This is a genomic window from Rhodococcus sp. G-MC3 (genome assembly GCF_030063335.1).
In the GTDB taxonomy this organism is placed as follows: domain Bacteria; phylum Actinomycetota; class Actinomycetes; order Mycobacteriales; family Mycobacteriaceae; genus Rhodococcoides.
Genome location: NZ_JASISW010000011.1, coordinates 95,536 through 113,518, shown reverse-complemented (window position 1 = coordinate 113,518; position 17,983 = coordinate 95,536). Strand labels below are relative to the sequence as shown.

General features: G+C 63.4%; 15 protein-coding genes and 1 pseudogene. 7 read left to right on the top strand and 9 right to left on the bottom strand.

Annotated features, from left to right (window positions below):
• Positions 1-14: 14 nt before the first annotated feature.
• From QMK17_RS14405 to QMK17_RS14395, 3 genes are read right to left on the bottom strand one after another with little or no spacing between them, the layout of a single operon-like run.
• Entirely contained in the window at positions 15-1,478 is a 1,464-nt protein-coding gene (locus tag QMK17_RS14405; RefSeq protein WP_283509944.1) for an NAD-dependent succinate-semialdehyde dehydrogenase, read from the bottom strand.
• Positions 1,475-4,423: an FAD-binding and (Fe-S)-binding domain-containing protein gene (locus tag QMK17_RS14400; protein ID WP_283510015.1), complete on the bottom strand. Its 2,949-nt coding sequence runs from the start codon at positions 4,421-4,423 to the stop codon at positions 1,475-1,477. Before QMK17_RS14400 ends, QMK17_RS14405 begins: the two co-directional genes overlap by 4 nt.
• Before the next feature lie 23 nt (positions 4,424-4,446).
• On the bottom strand, positions 4,447-5,712 hold the full coding sequence (locus QMK17_RS14395) for an aspartate aminotransferase family protein (protein ID WP_283509943.1): 1,266 nt from the start codon (positions 5,710-5,712) through the stop codon (positions 4,447-4,449).
• 122 nt (positions 5,713-5,834) lie between these two features.
• On the opposite strand from QMK17_RS14395, the gene QMK17_RS14390 reads away from it, so the two are divergent.
• Together QMK17_RS14390 and QMK17_RS14385 are read left to right on the top strand one after the other, a co-directional pair.
• Positions 5,835-6,710 (top strand): ribokinase, encoded by an 876-nt coding sequence (locus QMK17_RS14390; RefSeq protein WP_283509942.1) that lies wholly within the window; start codon positions 5,835-5,837, stop codon positions 6,708-6,710.
• Complete coding sequence (locus QMK17_RS14385) at positions 6,707-7,606, top strand: LysR family transcriptional regulator (RefSeq protein ID WP_283509941.1); 900 nt, start codon at positions 6,707-6,709, stop codon at positions 7,604-7,606. The genes QMK17_RS14390 and QMK17_RS14385 overlap by 4 nt, the downstream gene beginning before the upstream one ends.
• 54 nt (positions 7,607-7,660) lie before the next feature.
• Here QMK17_RS14385 and crcB (QMK17_RS14380) read toward each other — a convergent pair whose 3' ends face one another.
• Positions 7,661-8,032, bottom strand: coding sequence for a fluoride efflux transporter CrcB (gene crcB, locus QMK17_RS14380; protein ID WP_283509940.1), 372 nt, complete (start codon positions 8,030-8,032; stop codon positions 7,661-7,663).
• Positions 8,029-8,526, bottom strand: coding sequence for a fluoride efflux transporter CrcB (gene crcB / locus QMK17_RS14375; RefSeq protein ID WP_442972762.1), 498 nt, complete (start codon positions 8,524-8,526; stop codon positions 8,029-8,031). Before crcB (QMK17_RS14375) ends, crcB (QMK17_RS14380) begins: the two co-directional genes overlap by 4 nt.
• An 82-nt stretch (positions 8,527-8,608) precedes the next feature.
• Here crcB (QMK17_RS14375) and QMK17_RS14370 point away from each other — a divergent pair, with 82 nt between their 5' ends.
• From QMK17_RS14370 to QMK17_RS14350, 5 genes and pseudogenes are all read left to right on the top strand, one after another.
• Complete coding sequence (locus QMK17_RS14370) at positions 8,609-10,717, top strand: RecQ family ATP-dependent DNA helicase (protein WP_283509939.1); 2,109 nt, start codon at positions 8,609-8,611, stop codon at positions 10,715-10,717.
• Positions 10,718-10,865: 148 nt separating this feature from the next.
• Positions 10,866-11,402 (top strand): annotated as a pseudogene (ectA, locus tag QMK17_RS14365) (diaminobutyrate acetyltransferase); the annotation flags it as partial.
• Positions 11,403-11,453: 51 nt separating this feature from the next.
• Positions 11,454-12,728 (top strand): diaminobutyrate--2-oxoglutarate transaminase, encoded by a 1,275-nt coding sequence (ectB, locus tag QMK17_RS14360; RefSeq protein WP_283510013.1) that lies wholly within the window; start codon positions 11,454-11,456, stop codon positions 12,726-12,728.
• 106 nt (positions 12,729-12,834) lie between these two features.
• Positions 12,835-13,233 (top strand): ectoine synthase, encoded by a 399-nt coding sequence (locus QMK17_RS14355; RefSeq protein ID WP_283509938.1) that lies wholly within the window; start codon positions 12,835-12,837, stop codon positions 13,231-13,233.
• A gap of 327 nt (positions 13,234-13,560) precedes the next feature.
• Positions 13,561-14,373, top strand: a complete 813-nt coding sequence (locus QMK17_RS14350; RefSeq protein ID WP_442972766.1) for a Sir2 family NAD-dependent protein deacetylase — start codon at positions 13,561-13,563, stop codon at positions 14,371-14,373.
• 66 nt (positions 14,374-14,439) lie between these two features.
• On the opposite strand, the gene proB is transcribed toward QMK17_RS14350, so the two are convergent.
• The 4 genes from proB to rplU form a co-directional block, all read right to left on the bottom strand.
• Positions 14,440-15,546, bottom strand: a complete 1,107-nt coding sequence (gene proB, locus QMK17_RS14345; protein ID WP_283510012.1) for a glutamate 5-kinase — start codon at positions 15,544-15,546, stop codon at positions 14,440-14,442.
• A gap of 32 nt (positions 15,547-15,578) precedes the next feature.
• Positions 15,579-17,027, bottom strand: coding sequence for a GTPase ObgE (obgE, locus tag QMK17_RS14340; protein ID WP_283509936.1), 1,449 nt, complete (start codon positions 17,025-17,027; stop codon positions 15,579-15,581).
• Between the two features lie 178 nt (positions 17,028-17,205).
• Positions 17,206-17,469 carry a 50S ribosomal protein L27 gene (gene rpmA / locus QMK17_RS14335; protein ID WP_283509935.1) on the bottom strand — a complete coding sequence of 88 codons (264 nt, stop codon included), beginning with the start codon at positions 17,467-17,469 and terminating at the stop codon, positions 17,206-17,208.
• 66 nt (positions 17,470-17,535) lie between these two features.
• Entirely contained in the window at positions 17,536-17,847 is a 312-nt protein-coding gene (gene rplU, locus QMK17_RS14330; protein WP_283509934.1) for a 50S ribosomal protein L21, read from the bottom strand.
• Between the last annotated feature and the right edge of the window lie 136 nt (positions 17,848-17,983).

Sequence of the window (17,983 nt, the reverse complement as noted above, 5' to 3'; positions counted from 1 at the left end):
TGTTGGACCTCCTGCTAGGACCTGGGGATAGCGAAATATTTGTACTCCAGGAACTCGTCGATACCGACCTTGCCGCCCTCGCGGCCGAGCCCCGACTGCTTGACGCCGCCGAACGGCGCGGCCGGATTGGAGACGAGGCCGGTGTTGAGCCCGACCATCCCCACTTCCAGACGCTCCCCCATCCGCAACGCCCGGTCGATGTCCTGGGTGTAGACGTACCCGACGAGGCCCCATTCGGTGTCGTTGGCGAGGGCGATCACCTCGTCCTCGGTGTCGTACGGAACGACAGCAGCGACCGGGCCGAAGATCTCCGTGGACATCAGCTCCGACGCCGAGTCGACCGAGTCCAGCACCGTCGGCGGGTAGAAGTATCCCGGACCCGGGTCCTCCTTTCCGCCGACGACCGCTCGTGCACCGCGACCGAGAGCATCATCGACGAGGTGCTGAACTTTGGCACGTCCATCCTGATCGATCAGTGGACCGACCTCGACGCCGTCGGCGCTACCCGAACCGACCTTCATCGCACCCATTCGGGCACCGAGCTTGTCGGCGAATTCGGCTGCGAGAGAACGCTGCACAAAGAATCTGTTGGCCGCAGTACATGCCTCGCCCATGTTCCGCATCTTCGCGACCATGGCTCCGTCGACGGCACGATCGACATCGGCGCCCTCGGCAACGATGAACGGCGCGTTCCCACCGAGCTCCATCGACGTGCGCATCACCGTCGGCGCCGCCTGCGCGAGGAGGATCTTGCCGACGGCGGTCGATCCGGTGAAGCTGATCTTGCGGGCCACCCCGCTTGCCATCCACGACCCGACGACTCCGGCAGCATCGGTGGTGGGAACTACGTTGACTACTCCGTCGGGCACGCCTGCTTCGACAAGAATGCCGGCGAGGGCGAGTGCCGTCAACGGCGTCTGCTCGGCAGGCTTGAACACCACCGTGCAGCCTGCGGCCAGAGCAGGTCCGATCTTTCGGGTACCCATCGCGAGCGGAAAGTTCCAGGGCGTCACCAGAATGCACGGCCCGACGGGTGCGCGCGTGACGATGATCCGATTCTTGCCGTCGCCTGTCAGAGTGTGATCACCCGAGATACGTACTGCTTCTTCGGAGAACCAGCGAAAGAACTCCGCGCCGTAGGCGACCTCGCCGCGTGCATCGGCCAAGGGCTTCCCCATTTCCGCGGTGATGATTGCGGCGAGCTCATCGGTGCGTTCGATGATCAACTCGAATGCGCGACGCAGGATCACACTGCGCTCACGTGGCGACGTCGCAGCCCACGACGCCTGCGCTCCGTCGGCGGCGGCCATCGCGGCCTCGGCATCGGTGACGTCGCCGTCGGAGACTTCAGCAATGACGTCACCGGTGGCGGGGTCCACGACGTCGAACTTCTTCCTACTGTTCCCTTCTCGCCAGCTTCCACCGATGAAAAGACCGGTCGGAGAGGTAATGTCGGAACGCGTCAGAGATGTGGTCACGAGTGTTCATCCTTTCTGTCGATGGGGCCATTCGGCCCAGGATCGAGAATGAGCGCCAAATGTGTCGAGGCTCCGGCGCTGTGATCTCCCGTGAGTTCTCGTACCTGCATGTGGCAACTGAAGCCATCGGTGAGAATCGGTCGGTCACCGGCTCGTCGGATCGCAGGAGCAAGCGCCTGCTCGGCCACCTTCATACTGAGCTCGTAATGGTCGGGCTCGAATCCGAAGTTGCCCGCCACCCCGCAGCAGCCCGTCGCCTCGTCGACCGAGGTGATTCCCGCCGCTGCAAGAGCTTTGCGCTGAGTAGCTTCCCCGAAGACTGCGTACTCGTGGCAGTGAGTCTGCACGGTCACCTCGTTCGGAACATGCGCCGACGGCGTCCACCCTCCCGCTGCCTGTTCGATGACTGCGCCGGCGAAACTCTGGACTCGGGCAGCCACGCGACGCGCTGCGTCGGTGTTCACCAGTTCCGGTAGATCCTTCTTCAGAGCAGCGGCACAACTCGGCTCGGTGACAACTATCGGTCGGCCGGTGCCATCGTCGAGCGCATCGGCCGTCCGCGCCAGAATCTTTCGGGCCGTTGCCAACTGGCCCGTCGAGATCCAGGTGAGTCCGCAACAGACATCGGTTCGGCATTCGGCCGTCCGTCCAGCATCGGCGAGCACACGGGTGGCCGCGCCGACGATCTCGGGCCGAAATCCCTGTGTGAACGAATCGACGAACAGAACGACATCACCGCCGACCACCGATGAGGTGATCTGAGACCGTAGTTCCTTGCGGGAGGCGAAACGCGGCAACGACCTCTTCGTCGTCAGTCCACCCAGTTTCGCAGCCAACTTCCCGGTCTTGGGTGTGAGCGCCGCGTTCAGCAGCGGCGCGATCCGCGACGTCAACTTCAGCCAGCGGGGCAACCACCCCAGCGAGTAATGAGCCATCGGCCGAAGCTTGCCCGCGTAGTGGTGATCGAGGAATTCCGCCTTGTAGGTGGCCATGTCCACACCGACCGGGCAGTCGGACGAGCAAGCTTTGCAGGACAGGCACAGATCCAGAGATTCCTTGACCGAGGTCGATGCCCAGCCGTCGGTGACAGTCTTCGAGGTGCGAACCATCTCCTGCAGCACTCGGGCACGACCACGAGTGGAATCCTTCTCGTCCCCGGTGGCGCGAAAACTGGGGCACATTACGCCGCCACTGCTCGATCGGCATCGACCGACACCGACGCAGGCTTGGGTGGCGTGGACGAACGGATCCAGGTCGGTCTTGCTTCCGATCTGATGAAGCTCGAAGGTGGTCTTCCATTCTCGGTTCGGAATCCCCTGCAATGCAAGGTCGTTCATCATCGGCACCGGATCGGTGATATTGCCGGGATTCAACAGTGACGTCGGATCCCAGATGGTCTTGAACCGCGCGAAAGCGTCGAGCATCGCCTGCGAATACATCACCGGGAGCAGCTCGGATCGTGCCCTACCGTCGCCGTGCTCACCGGACAGCGAACCTCCGTGGCGCACGACGAGTTCCGCCGCAGCACGCAAGAAGCCGGCCATGGCCGCACGCCCGCTCTCGGTGCGCTGATCGAACGTGATGCGCACGTGCATACAGCCGGCACCGAAGTGCCCGTACATCACACCGGTCAGCGAATGAGCAGCCAGAAGATCGCGGAACTCGGCAAGATATGCGGCAAGATTCTCCGGTGCGACCGCAGAATCTTCCCAACCCGGCCACGATTCGGTCACAGGGGTCATTCCGCGAGCTCCACTCCCGGCCCCGCTGGCCAACCGTGCCGAAAGCCCTGCACCGTCCTCCCGAACCCGCCACAGCGACTTGCGTTCGGCAGGATCGGCGACAATGCGTCCGTCCTTCAGCCTGCCGAGGTCGGTCAGCCGCGCCAGCAACCGTTTAGCTTTCTCCTCGACCTCGGCAGCATTCTCACCGTCGAGATCGACGTAGAGCCAAGCATTTCCCGACGGCAAACCGCGGACTGAGTCCTGTCCGCGCCTGAACTGCATGGTCTCGACAATTTTCTCGTCGATGCCTTCGACGGCTGCAGGCGCGAATTCCAGGATGGCCATGACATCCTGCGCCGCCTCCACTACGTCTTCGTAACCGAGGCTCAGAAGCAGCGCCGCGGGCGGCACCGGGACGAGTGCGACGGTCGCCGCGACGACGATGGCACATGTGCCCTCGCTGCCGACCAAAGCACGGGCAACGTCGAATCCGTTCTCGGGCAGCAACGTCGACAGATGGAAGCCTGACACCTGGCGTGCGATTCGGGCGAGCTCGAGGCGGAAGTGAGCCATGTTGTCCGACACGAGCGCCTGAAGTTCGGCGGTGATACGGGACGCTGCCTCCACTGCAGCGGCATCCTCCGGGTCGACCGCGCAGATTCCCGACCTGGTGGCCCGTAGCAGATGGCCTGCGGCCGTCACCACGTCGAGCGCAATCGTGTGATCCGCAGTGCGGCCGTATCGAACGGAGTGGTTGCCGCACGCATCGTTGCCGATCGCTCCCCCGACCGTCGCCCGTGTCCGGCTCGACGGGTCGGGGGCGTAGGTCAGAGCGCCGTTCGTCGCTGCCGACGCGGCAGCGGCAAGTTCGGAGATGACGATGCCCGGTTCGACGACGGCCGATTGTGCGCTTTCGTCGATCGATACGACGTTGTTCATGTGCCGTGAGAAGTCGAGCACGACGCCTGCGCCGATTGCATTGCCTGCCATCGACGTTCCGCCCCCGCGGCTGACTACCGGAATCTCACCCTCTGCGCAGGCCAACACGACTGCTCTCACATCCTCGGCCGAGCGCGGGAACGCCACGGCCAGGGGCGGCACGCGATAGTTCGACGCGTCGTAGGAGTATTCGGCGAGCCGCCGCGGACTGGAATCGACGTCGATTCCCGCCCTCAGCAACACGGCGAGGAGGGTATCGACATCTACGAGCTCGGTGTCAATGGCTGTCGCGGTGTCGATTGCTGTCACAGTGCTCGCTTCAGTGTCCGCGCGATCGCGTCGAGACCCTCGGTAATCTCGTCGTCGGTAACGACGAGCGCGGGGATCACTCGTACGACATTCCCGAGCGCACCGCAGGTGAGCAGCAGCAGGCCCTCCGAAATCGCAGTCTGCTGAACGCGGGCGGCTGCTGCAGCGTCGGGCTTGCCGTCGCCGTCGACGAATTCGAGTGCCTGCATCAACCCCAGGCCGCGAGCATCACCGATTGCCGAATACTGCTGCTGCAGTTCCTTCAGCCCGCCGAGCAACTTCTCGCCTTGTTCGGCTGCGTTCTCCACAAGACCTTCGTCCCGGACAACGTCGAGCGTGGCTACCGCGGCGGCGGCCGCAACGGCGTTGCCGCCGTAAGTTCCTCCCTGCGACCCTGGCCATGCCTTCGACATCAGTTCGGTCGAGGCCGCGATCGCGGAGATCGGGAACCCGGATGCGAGCCCTTTCGCCGTGATGACAATGTCGGGCTTGGCGCTCGAATGCTCGTGGCCCCAAAACTTTCCGGTGCGCCCGACGCCTGCCTGTACCTCGTCGACGATCAGTACGATGCCGTGCTCGTCGGCACGCGCGCGCACTCCTTCGAGGAATGCCGGGGGCGTCGGGAGATAGCCGCCGTCACCGAGGACCGGTTCGATGATGAACGCTGCTGTGTCGGCGGGGCTCGAGATCGTGGCCAGAAGGTAGTCGAGTTCTGTCAGCGCGAAGTCGATCGCGGTGTCCATGTCCCAGCCGTACCGAAATGCATACGGGAACGGTGCGATGTGGACACCACCCATGATCGGCGCGAAGCCGGAGCGAAACTTCGTTCCCGCTGTCGTCAACGACGCGGCCGCAACGGTGCGACCGTGGAAGCCGCCGTGGAAGGCGATGATGTTCGGGCGACCGGTCGCCATACGCGCCAGGCGAATGGAGGCTTCGACGGCCTCGGATCCGGAGTTGGCGTAGAAGACGCTGTCGAGTCCGGTGGGCAGGAAGTCTCCGAGTTTCTCCGTGAGTTCGAGAAGCGGCTTGTGCATGACAGTCGTGTACTGGGCGTGGATGATCTTGCCGACCTGCTCGCGGGCCGCTTCGACGACGCGAGGATGGCAGTGTCCGGTGCTGGTGACACCGATCCCCGTGGTGAAGTCGAGGTATCGGTTTCCGTCGGTTCCATAAATCCAGCTGCCGGCCGCATAGTCGACGACAACCGGAGTGGCTTGCTTGAGTGCGGGGCTGAGGTGGGTGCGGGTCGGCGCTGTCATGGCAGCAATCGTGGATCAGAATTTGCAGATTGTCAACAATCTGCAAGATCCGTGCGGTGCACGTTTCGTGACACCCCGACGTACCTTTGCGCGCACGGGTGGCGAAGCCGCATTCTTCAGGTATGACGACGACACGAGTGACCGTTCTGGGCAGCATCAACATGGACCTCACCACCGTGGCTGCGACACTTCCCCGCCCGGGCGAGACCGTTCTCGGCGACACGTTCTCGACCTCGCAGGGCGGCAAGGGTGCCAACCAGGCAATCGCGGCCGCGCGGTCGGGAGCGAGCACTGCATTTCACGGGGCCGTCGGCGACGACGCGTTTGCGGACGAACTGGCCGCGAGCCTGGCCGATGCAGGCGTCGACACCTTGCACCTCCGGCGAGTGGCAGGCCCGAGCGGGATCGCAGCGATCACCGTCGATCACGCCGGTCAGAACTCGATCGTCGTGGTCGCGGGAGCCAACAGCTCGGTCGACGACCTGACCGACGACGAACTGTCGACAATCGCCGATGCCGATATCCTGCTGTGCCAGTTGGAAATTCCGATGAGCACCGTCGTTGCCGGAGCTGCACACGCGCACGCTCACGGCACGCTGGTGATGCTGAACCCATCCCCTGTTCAGGTACTGCCGGACGATCTCGTCGCCACAGTGGACGTTCTCGTCGTCAACGAGGCCGAAGCAGAGGCCGTCGGCACCGACGTGCTCGACCGAATCGACCATGTCGTCACCACCCTCGGAGCTGCGGGCGCACGGTACCGAGGACCGACGTCGAGCTTCGACGTTCGCGCGCCCGAGGTCGAAGCCATCGATACGACGGGGGCAGGCGATGCGTTCACCGGCGCTTTGGCCGCCGAGTGGTTCAGCGGATCCGAGGAAGCACTCGGCTGGGCCTGTGCAGCCGGAGCATTCGCTACGACCAGGCGCGGTGCAGGGTCCTCGTCCGGCATGCGATCGGACATCGAGTCGATACTGGCCGATACGGTAAAGCCATGACTCTCTCTCCGCGCGTTCCCGATCTCGCGGCGTTGGACGTGATTGTGTCCGTTGCTCGCCTCGGCAGCATGAGTGCAGCGGGACGGGAGCACGGATTGAGCCAGCAGGCAGTCAGCGCACGCGTTCGCGCCGCCGAGCGAGATGTCGGCCTTCGCGTCTTCGACCGGTCTAGCAGCGGTGTCGGTCTGACGCCCGAAGGTGTGGCAGTACTCGAATGGGCCGAGAACGTACTGAACGCCGCAGAAAGGTTCGGCACCGGCGTGAACTCGCTGCTCCAGGAGGAAAATGCCCATCTGACGGTCGCCGCGAGCATGACGGTTGCCGAACATCTTGCGCCTGGTTGGATCGCGGCGATGGGCAGCCGTCACCCCGGCGTTCACACGCGGATGCGGCTGATGAACTCGGCCGAAGTCAGCCGGCACGTGCTCGACGGCCTTGCCGACATCGGCTTCGTCGAGGGGCCCGACATCCCGAGCGGCCTTGATACGCGAGTCGTCGCCACCGACGAACTGGTGGTGGTGACCGGCCCGAATCATCCCTGGGCAGCAACCGGTTCCGTGACGGCTGCAGAGTTGGCGTCTTCTGCGTTGGTGCAACGCGAACCGGGCTCGGGGACGCGCACGACGTTCGAAAGTACAGTCCACCCGTCGGAACCGCCTCTGCTCGAACTCAATTCGGTCACTGCGATCAAGGCTGCGGTGGTCTCGGCAAACGCGCCGAGCGTATTGTCCTCACTCGCCGTCGCCTCGGACATCAGAGACGGTCGCCTGGTCCAGATCAGCATCGACGGTGTATCGATGCCGCGGCAACTCCGGGCGATCTGGAGCAAGCAGGAGCCACTCCGTGGTCCGAGGCGTGACTTCCTCGACATCGCGACGGAACGGCGGGAACGCTGACGGAACGGCGGGGACGCCAGGGACGGAATCCTGCTGCAGTGGAGCGTCTCGGTGTCAGATCACGCCCGCGGCCGCGAAGCCCCCGGCACAGGCGCCGATCGACAGCGTCAGCGTGCCGACCGAACTGATCAGTGCCTGGAAACGTTTGCCGGACTGCACCAACCGCACCGTCTCGTAACTGGCGGTACTGAACGTGGTGTAGCCGCCGCAGAAGCCCGTTCCGATCACGGTCTGCAGATCGTTGGACCCGTTCCGGAACACCACCAGTCCCGCGAGGAACCCCAGGACAAGCGACCCGGTGATGTTGATACCTACCGTCGCCCACGGGAACGATGTTCCGCGGAGCTTTGATTTCACGAACGAATCCACCACGAAACGGGCGGTCGCGCCGAGCGCACCGGCCATGGCCAGTAGCAGGACGATCATCGGCTGGCCTTGCGGGCACCGAGCACGACTCCCAGCCATGCTGCAAGCGCACCGAGCACGACAGTAGACACCGCGTAGGCGAGCGCGGTCGGAAGGTGACCGTCTCGGGTCAGCACTACCGTTTCCAGGGCGAAGGTGCTGTACGTGGTGAACGCTCCACAGAAACCGGTCCCGACGAGGAGTCGAACTCGCTGGCGCACACCGACATCAGGGCCTCGCCGTACGAGGCGTTCCAGCACGAGCCCCAGCAGAAAAGCTCCGAGCAGGTTGATCACGAACGTCGCGACCGGCCAGTCGGGACTTCGGTGAGGTATCGCCACCTCGATGCCGTACCGCGCCATTGTCCCGGCGACACCGCCGACGAAGACGAGAACGAGCGCGACCGGACGCAGATGGAGGGGCCTCACAGGACCCGAGACTGCGGCGACATCGTCGACGTCCGAGTCCATCGGGAGTTCGGCGTGCGAATCGCCCGGGTACCGACCGTCCACCATTTCCGCCTCCATCGTCTGTTCGGTCAGGGTATCGCCCGCCGGGCACCGTTCCCGTGTCGGACGCGTGCGGCACGATGGTGCAATGACCACCGCCGCGGAAACGCCGACGACAGACCTCCGCGCCGACGCCGAACGCCTCCTTCGCGAACTCGCGGGCCCGAACGCGAACCTGAGAGAGGACCAGTGGGTTGCCATCGAGGCACTCGTGGTTCAGCGAAGGCGAGCACTCGTCGTCCAGCGCACCGGCTGGGGCAAGTCCGCCGTCTACTTCATCGCTGCCAAATTGCTTCGTGCACAGGGACTGGGCCCCACAGTCATCGTCTCTCCGCTGTTGGCGTTGATGCGCAACCAGGTCGCAGCGGCCGAACGGGCGGGAGTCAAGGCCGCCACCATAAATTCCGGGAACATGACCGAATGGGAGGACGTCCACGCCGACGTCGCCGCGGGCAGGCTCGACGTCCTGCTCGTCAGCCCCGAGCGGCTCAACAATCCCGATTTTCGAGATCAGGTGCTCCCATCTCTTGCTGGAGATGCCGGCCTCGTGGTGGTCGACGAGGCGCACTGTGTATCGGATTGGGGTCACGACTTCCGTCCGGACTACCGCCGGATTCGCACCTTGATCTCCGAACTACGCGAGGGCATACCCGTGCTGGCTACCACCGCAACCGCGAACGACCGAGTTGTCGCCGACGTTGCGGCACAACTGGGCGTCGGCGGCGGGGACACGCTGGTGCTCCGCGGCGGTCTGGAGCGCGAGTCGCTGCATCTCTCGGTGGTCCAGATCGAGAACACGACCCAGCGAGCTGCGTGGCTGGCCTCGCACCTGGCGCAACTGCCTGGATCGGGGATCATCTACACGTTGACCGTCTCCGCAGCTCGTGACCTGGCGAGCCTGCTCTCCGACCAGGGCTTGGCCGTCGCCGCGTATACCGGCCAGACCGACACCACCGAACGCGAATCCCTCGAACGGGACCTTCTCGACAACAACGTGAAGGCTCTGGTCGCCACATCGGCGCTAGGAATGGGCTTCGACAAACCCGACCTGGGTTTCGTCGTCCACATGGGTGCGCCGTCCTCCCCCATCTCGTACTACCAGCAGGTCGGGCGCGCCGGCCGCGCCACCGAACGCGCAGAAGTAATTCTGCTTCCCGGTCACGAGGACAAGCAGATCTGGAGTTATTTCGCATCCGTCGCTTTTCCTCGCGAGCACGTGGTCAGACAGGTCATCGACGCACTCGATCCAGTGAAACCGCAATCCACGCCCGCGTTGGAGCCGTTGATCGACCTGAACCGCAGCCGGCTCGAGATGGTGCTCAAGGTCCTCGACGTGGACGGAGCCGTTCAGCGCGTACGAGGCGGATGGATCTCCACCGGGCAACCCTGGACGTACGACGCGGCGCGCTACGAGCGTCTCGAGCAAGCCAGAGACTCGGAACAGCAAGCCATGATCGACTACCAACGCACCGATGGGTGCCGTATGGAATTTCTCCGTCGCCAATTGGACGATCCGGACCTGGGCGCGGCTTCCAGCCAGTGTGGTCGCTGCGACAATTGCACAGGTCAGACTTACTCATCACAGGTCGACCCCGCCGCCGTGGAGTCGGCGAAGGCCCGGCTTGATCGACCGGGCCTCGATCTCCCGCCGCGCAAGCAGTGGCCGAGCGGAATGAAGAAGCTTGGAGTCTCGCTCTCCGGAAAGATCGCCGACGGCCCGGAACCAGGTCGGATCCTGGGGAGGCTCACCGACCTGGGCTGGGGTTCTCGATTGCGCACGGTCCTTGGCGGACCCGATGGGCTTGCACCGCCGGCATTGGTCGACGGGTGCATCAAGGTCCTCGCTTCGTGGGACTGGACAACTCGCCCGACCGCGGTCATCGCGATCGATTCTGACAGCCATCCGACTCTTGTCCGATCGGTGGCCGGCGAGCTGGCACGTATCGGCAGGCTCACCGACCTGGGAGTTCTTCGGCAGCGCCCCGAACACCCACCCGTCACTGCCGCCAATTCCGCATTCCGAGTGGCCGGCCTCGTCGATTCATGGGAAGTCCCTGACCTCACCGCCACCGACGGTCCCATTCTGCTGGTCGACCTGACCACCGACACCGGATGGACGTTCACGTGCGCAGCAGTTGCACTGAAGCACGCAGGCGCAGACGCCGTCCTACCGTTCGCGCTTGCAACACCCAAATAGGACAGTAAGTTCAGCCTCACCATCGACGCCGGTAGTCACCATCGAAACAGGCCCGCGGTAGCATACATCGACACTTTGTGACCAGCGTCACAATCACCCTGTCACCTGCGCAGGAGCGGGGGTTTCGGAGACCAATGTGCGCAGGTAGATGAAAACCCAAGGGCTCCTTGTTACGTTTGTATTTCCTATGAAGCCCGCATCCCTGAGAGCAACCCCAGTCACTGCGCCGGACGCAGTGAAGTTTCGTGGTCCACGTATTTCCGACGGAGTCCGGCTCTGGGAGATCGCTCGAGATTCAAAAGTACTCGATCTCAATTCGAGTTACTCGTACATCCTATGGTGCAGAGATTTCGCCGCCACTTCAGTGGTTTCGGATGTGGACGGACGAGCAGTCGGTTTCGTGACCGGCTACATCCGACAAGATTCGCCCGCAACATTTTTTGTGTGGCAGGTCGCAGTCGACTCCGATCAGCGGGGCAAGGGCCTCGCCGGACGGATGCTCAACGAACTGCTGGACCGCCTTACCCCTCAGGGCATCACACATCTCGAAACAACGATCAGCCCCGACAACGAAGCGTCGATCGCGCTGTTCACGGCCCTCGCCCGAACACGGGGAACCGAGATCAGAAAATCGGATCTGTTCGCACCCAATGATTTCCCTGATAGCCACGAGGCAGAAGAGCTCTACACAGTAGGCGATGCCCCCGTGCGCACAAACGAAAGGAACAAGCAGAACATGACCGAAAAGACCCAGACCACAGAGAAACTCGACGTTTTCGAGACCGTCGAGTCCGCAGTCCGTAGCTACAGCCGCCAGTGGCCGGCCGTGTTCAAGACCGCAAAGAACTCGACTCTCGTCGACGAGGATGGTCTCGAGTACCTCGACTTCTTCGGTGGCGCAGGCGCACTGAACTACGGCCACAACAACCAGATCCTCAAGGACGCGCTCGTCGACTACATCCAGTCCGACGGCATCACGCACGGTCTCGACATGTCGACCGTCGCCAAGCGTGAATTCCTCGAATCGTTCAAGAAGAACATTCTCGACCCGCGCGGACTGGACTACAAGGTCCAGTTCCCCGGCCCCACAGGCGCCAACACGGTCGAGGCGGCTCTCAAGCTCGCCCGTAAGGTGACCGGCCGCGAGTCGATCATCAACTTCACCAACGCATTCCACGGTATGACACTCGGCGCGTTGTCGGTCACCGGCAATTCCATGAAGCGAGCTGGCGCCGGAATCCCGCTGGTACACACCACGCCGATGCCCTACGACAATTACTTCGGCGGCGTCACCGAAGACTTCCAGTGGTTCGAGCGAGTCCTCGACGACTCGGGCAGTGGATTCAACCGTCCGGCAGCAGTGATCGTCGAGACCATCCAGGGCGAGGGTGGCATCAACGTCGCACGCCCGGAGTGGTTGCGCGCCTTGGCCGAACTGTGCTCGCGTCGCGACATTCTGTTGATCGTCGACGACGTTCAGATGGGCTGCGGTCGGACCGGTCAGTTCTTCTCCTTCGAGGAGGCCGGCATCGTTCCTGACATCGTCACTCTGTCGAAGTCCATCGGCGGTTATGGAATGCCGATGGCGCTCACTCTCTTCAAGCCCGAGCTCGATGTCTGGGCACCGGGTGAGCACAACGGCACGTTCCGCGGTTTCAACCCGTCCTTCGTCACGTCGAAGACTGCAATCGACACGTACTGGTCGGATGACACGTTCGAAAAGGAAGTACTTGCCAAGGGCGAGCACATCCAGGATCGCTTCATCAAGTTGTGCGCCGAGTTCGACGGAATCTCCACTCGTGGTCGCGGAATGGTTCAAGCTCTGGTGTTCGACAATCCAGAACTGGCATCCAAGGTGTCCCAGCTTGCCTACGACGAGCGGTTGCTCGTCGAGACGGCCGGTCCCAAGGATGAGGTCGTCAAGCTGCTACCGCCGCTGACCACCACCATCGAGGAACTGGACCGCGGATTGGACATTCTCGAAGGCGCTGTCGCAAAAGTGCTCTCCTGAGCCATTTTTCCTTGGTCCCCTGAACCACCGTCCCCTGAACCACCGTCCCCTGAACCACTGGGCACAGCACTGGCACAGCACTGAGCTTGATCGAAGGGAGTAACACATGATCGTACGTACCACCGAAGAAATCACCGGAACCGATCGCGACATTTCGAGCGAAGACGGCAACTGGAGAAGCAAGCGAATCGTCCTCGGCGGCGACAAGGTCGGGTTCTCTTTCCACGAGACCACCATCGCGGCCGGAACGGTGAACGAATTCCATTACGCCAACCACATCGAAGCCGTCTGGCTCATCGAGGGCGAAGGCACACTGACCGATCGCGAGACCGGTGAGACCTACGAACTCGGTGCAGGCTCGATGTACCTGCTCAACGGCAACGAGCGCCACACTGTGGAACCACGCACACAGATGCGCATGCTGTGCGTCTTCAACCCTCCCGTGGTGGGGAACGAAACCCACGACGAGAACGGCGTGTACCCGCTCGTAGAGGTACCCGCGTAGGGCTCTTGGCTCACCCCGCAGGCTGCGCCCTGAACTCGCAGACGTAACTTCGCCCCGCTCGAAAACAATCGCCGCCGGACCCGAACAGGACCGAAAGATGGCGAACGCGATCGAGCGGGGCGGAGCTGTATCCGCATCCAAATCTGGTTCGATAAGCGAACGTGGCCCGGTTCGTCGCTCGCGAAGACCTCGCAGCCCGCGCGATCCCCTGGGTCAATCCCCCGTCTCGATCCCCCGCCTCGATCCCCTGGGCAGCTACTGAGCGCTAATCTGGAGTGCGTGGCTTCACCAGCTCGACTCGACTCCCCCGACCAGCAACTCGACACCATCGTCCGGCTGCTGGCGGGTAAAGCCGTCGCCGTAGTGACCGGGGCAGGGATGTCCACCGACTCCGGAATCCCCGATTACCGCGGGCCGGATTCGCCGCCTCGGAACCCGATGACATTTCAGCAATTCATCGGTGACGACGAGTTCCGCCGTCATTACTGGGCACGTAATCATGTCGGTTGGCGTCACATGGACGCAGCGAAGCCCAACAACGGGCACCGCGCCCTAGCCGAACTGGAACGCCGGGGAGTCGTCTCGGGCGTCATCACCCAGAACGTCGACATGCTGCACACCAAGGCCGGCAGCCGCCGAGTCATCGATTTACACGGTGTCTACGCCCGCGTGCGTTGTCTTGGTTGCGAGCAGCTCGTCTCGCGGTTCGAGCTCGCTCGGCGGCTCGATCACGAGAACCCCGGCTTCATCGAGAGCGTGGCAGCGGCGGACGGCGTCGAGATCGCGCCAGATGCCGATGCCGTCATCACCAGTACCGCACACTTCCGGATGGTCGACTGCGCACACTGCGGTGGCGTCCTCAAGCCGGACATCGTCTACTTCGGCGAAAGCGTGCCCAAGCCACGGGTGGCTGAAGCCTTCGACCTCGTCGACCGTAGTGACGCCTTGCTCGTCCTCGGATCCTCGCTGACCGTCATGTCCGGTCTCCGGTTCGTGCGTCGAGCAGCGAAGGCGGGAAAAACGATCGTTATCGTCAACCGCGGCACCACCCGGGGTGACGAGTTCGCAGCCGTCAGCAGTCATGCAGGCTGCTCCGAGACGCTCGCGACGCTTCTCGCCACACTTGCGCCACGTGAATAGCTTTGTCAGCCAGCTTCGTGGATCGGCCCTGAACGCCACGCTCGAGATCGTGTTGTCCAGTGGAAACTACACAGTCACCGGCACCAGATCGTCGACGTGAACAACCGGTCGCTGTAGCTCGGGCGAGAGAGTCGAGCTCGATTTGCCGACCATCCCAGCGAGCTCGGACGCGTCGTACGCGACTACGCCTCGGGCAACGACGAGACCGTCGGGATCGCTCAGCGACACAACGTCGCCGCCGTAGAAACGTCCGGTGATCCCGGTAACTCCTGCCGAGAGAAGCGATCGCCGCTTGTCGACGACGGCGCGCACAGCACCTGCGTCGAGGCGCAGATCGCCTTGCACATCCGCGGCGTGACGCACCCAGAACTTGCGGGAGGACAGTCTTACCGGCCGAGCCGCAAACGCTGTTCCGACCTCGGCTGTGGTCAAAGCAACGTGTGCATCGGCCGCCGCCGCGAGAAGCACGGGCACACCGGAGTCCGCCGCGAGCCTGGCAGCGGACAGCTTCGAGGCCATTCCGCCAGTACCGAGTGCTCCCCCGGAACCCGCGACCACCCCGTCGAGGTCCTCGGGGCTGTCCACCTCCGAAATGAGTGTCGCGTCGCCCTTGCGCGGATCTCCGTCGTAGAGGCCGTCGACATCGGACAACAACACGAGGGCATCGGCACCGACAAGATGCGCGACGAGCGCCGCCAACCGGTCATTGTCACCGAACCGGATCTCGGCCGTCGCAACGGTGTCGTTCTCGTTGACGATGGCCACTGCACCCAGCGAACGCAATCGATCGAGGGTTCGTTGAGCATTGCGGTGGTTCGTGCGCCGCGCGATGTCTTCCGCTGTCAGGAGAACCTGGCCGACAGTCCTGTCGTATCGTGCGAACGACGTACCCCATGCATGCGCGAGCGCCAGCTGTCCAACGCTGGCCGCTGCCTGCTTGGTCGCCAAATCCCTTGGCCGCTTGGACAATCCGAGCGGAGCGATGCCCGCACCGATGGCTCCCGACGACACGACGACCACGTCGGTGCCTGCGCGCATCCGTGCCTCGACGGCGTCGGCGAGAGCATCGAGCCACTCGATCTCGAGGCCACCCTCCAGAGAGGTCAGCGCAGACGAACCGATCTTGACGACTATCCGCTTTGCGCCGGCGACCGACCTTCTTGTCGCGGACAGTGCAGCCGAATTGAATTCGGCTGCAATGTCGGTCATTCCTCGGTGTCGAGTCCGCGCCGGACTCGACGAGCATGCTTGCGTTCGTCGGCGCCGATACGATCGACCTGATCGAGCCGTGCGTCCGTTCCGCGGCCCGTCCGCGTCACCTCGACACCGGACGGAGTCATCGGCTCCCAGTCGAACGACACCGTGCCGATGGTGACCGAAGCACCAGGCTCTGCGCCCAGTTTGATCAGTGCCGCTTCGACGCCCAGGCGGGCGAGCCTGTCCGCCAGATATCCGACAGCCTCGTCGTTGCTGAACTGAGTCTGTGCGACCCAGCGCTCCGGGCGAGTGCCCAGGACGATGAAACCACCGGGGACGTCCGGGTCCTTGACGACCTGGAAGCCATCCTCGTTCCGTGGGACCGGCCGCAGAACTGCACGCCTCGGTTCGGCGGGCGGATGCGCGACGCGATAGTCCTCGACCATCTTGGCCAGCGCGAAGATCAACGGCTTCAAGCCTTCTCGGCTGATGGCCGAGATCGTGAACACTTGCCACCCGCGAGCCTCGAACTCGGGCGTGACCATCTCGGCCAGTTCCGCGGCCTCGGGAATATCGGCTTTGTTGAGTACGACGATGCGCGGGCGGTCGGCGAGGTCACCGAGGCTTGCATCACCCGACAGCGCAGGCTTGTACGCTGCCAGTTCCGCTTCGAGCGCGTCGACATCGGAGACCGGATCGCGACCGGGATCGAGCGTCGCGCAATCCACGACGTGCGCCAGCACTGCGCAGCGTTCGATGTGGCGCAGAAATTCCAGTCCGAGCCCGCGGCCCTCAGAGGCACCCGGAATGAGCCCTGGCACATCCGCGACTGTGAGTGTTGTGTCACCGCTCGACACCACGCCGAGGTTCGGCACGAGCGTCGTGAACGGGTAGTCCGCGATTTTCGGCTTCGCGGCCGATAGAACCGAGACGAGAGAGGACTTGCCTGCGGAGGGGAAACCGACGAGGCCGACGTCGGCAACCGACTTCAGTTCGAGGATCAGGTCGCGCTCGATGCCGTCCTCACCCAGGAGCGCGAAGCCGGGAGCCTTGCGAGCCTTGGAGGCGAGCGCGGCATTGCCGAGTCCGCCGCGACCGCCGGGGGCTGCGTCGAATCTCGTTCCTTCGCCGGTCATGTCGGCAAGGATGCGGCCGTCCTTGTCGAGGACGACGGTGCCGTCGGGGACTTTGAGGATCAAGTCGTCGCCGTTTGCGCCCTCACGATTGCCGCCCATGCCCTGGGTTCCGTTGGTTCCCTTTGCATGAGAATTGAAGTGGAAGTCGAGGAGCGTGTGCACGCTGCGATCGACGACGAAGATCACGCCGCCGCCACGTCCACCATTGCCACCGTCGGGTCCGCCTAGCGGCTTGAACTTCTCACGGTGGACAGAGGAGCAGCCGTTGCCGCCTTTACCCGCGGTCACGTGTAGAACCACGCGGTCGATGAATCGCGACATAGCTGCCTTCGATCCTTCCTCGGCCGGATTACGACCGAAATTGTTCGATGCCCATACATACGATAAGGGCGGACCGGGGTTCTTAGACCCTGGTCCGCCCTCATCGACTAGCTTTGGGCGCGTCGTGAGCCATCCGGAGGTGTCCGAACGACTACCGACGCAGTTGATGCAGCGGAGACTAGGCCTCGACTGCGACCGGAACGATGTTCACGGTCTTGCGTCCACGCTTGGCGCCGAACTCGACTGCGCCTGCGGACAAAGCGAACAGAGTGTCGTCGCCGCCACGGCCGACATTGATGCCGGGGTGAAAGTGCGTGCCACGCTGGCGAACGATGATCTCGCCTGCGCTGACCGTCTGGCCGCCGAAACGCTTGACGCCGAGGCGCTGTGAGTTCGAATCGCGACCGTTACGGGAGCTTGATGCACCCTTCTTATGTGCCATGTGCGTACCCTCCTCGGGTAAGAAGAACGCCAGCTCTTATCAAGAAACCGGCTGTGAAAAAACTGGTTACTTGATACCGGTGACCTTGAGGATGGTCAGCTTCTGCCTGTGGCCCTGACGCTTGTGGTAACCGGTCTTGTTCTTGAACTTGTGGATGCGGATCTTCGGGCCCTTGGTGTGCTCGACGATCTCACCGGCGACGGAGATCTTCGCCAGCTTGTCTGCATCTGTGGTCAGGTCGGATCCGTCTACGACGAGGACCGGAGCAAGCGAGACAGCAGTGCCGGGCGCTCCCTCGATCTTCTCGACCTTGACGAGGTCACCAACAGCGACCTTGTACTGCTTTCCGCCGGTCTTGACGATCGCGTACGTTGCCATCGGAGGGCTACCCCTTGCTTCTTCGAACTTGCTCGCGCTGCCCATGGCAACACGACTGGTCTGATCTTGCTGGTTTTCCAACTCCCAGGTGAACGGTTCACGGCCAGAAAGTAATCAAGGCACAACAGAACGGTGT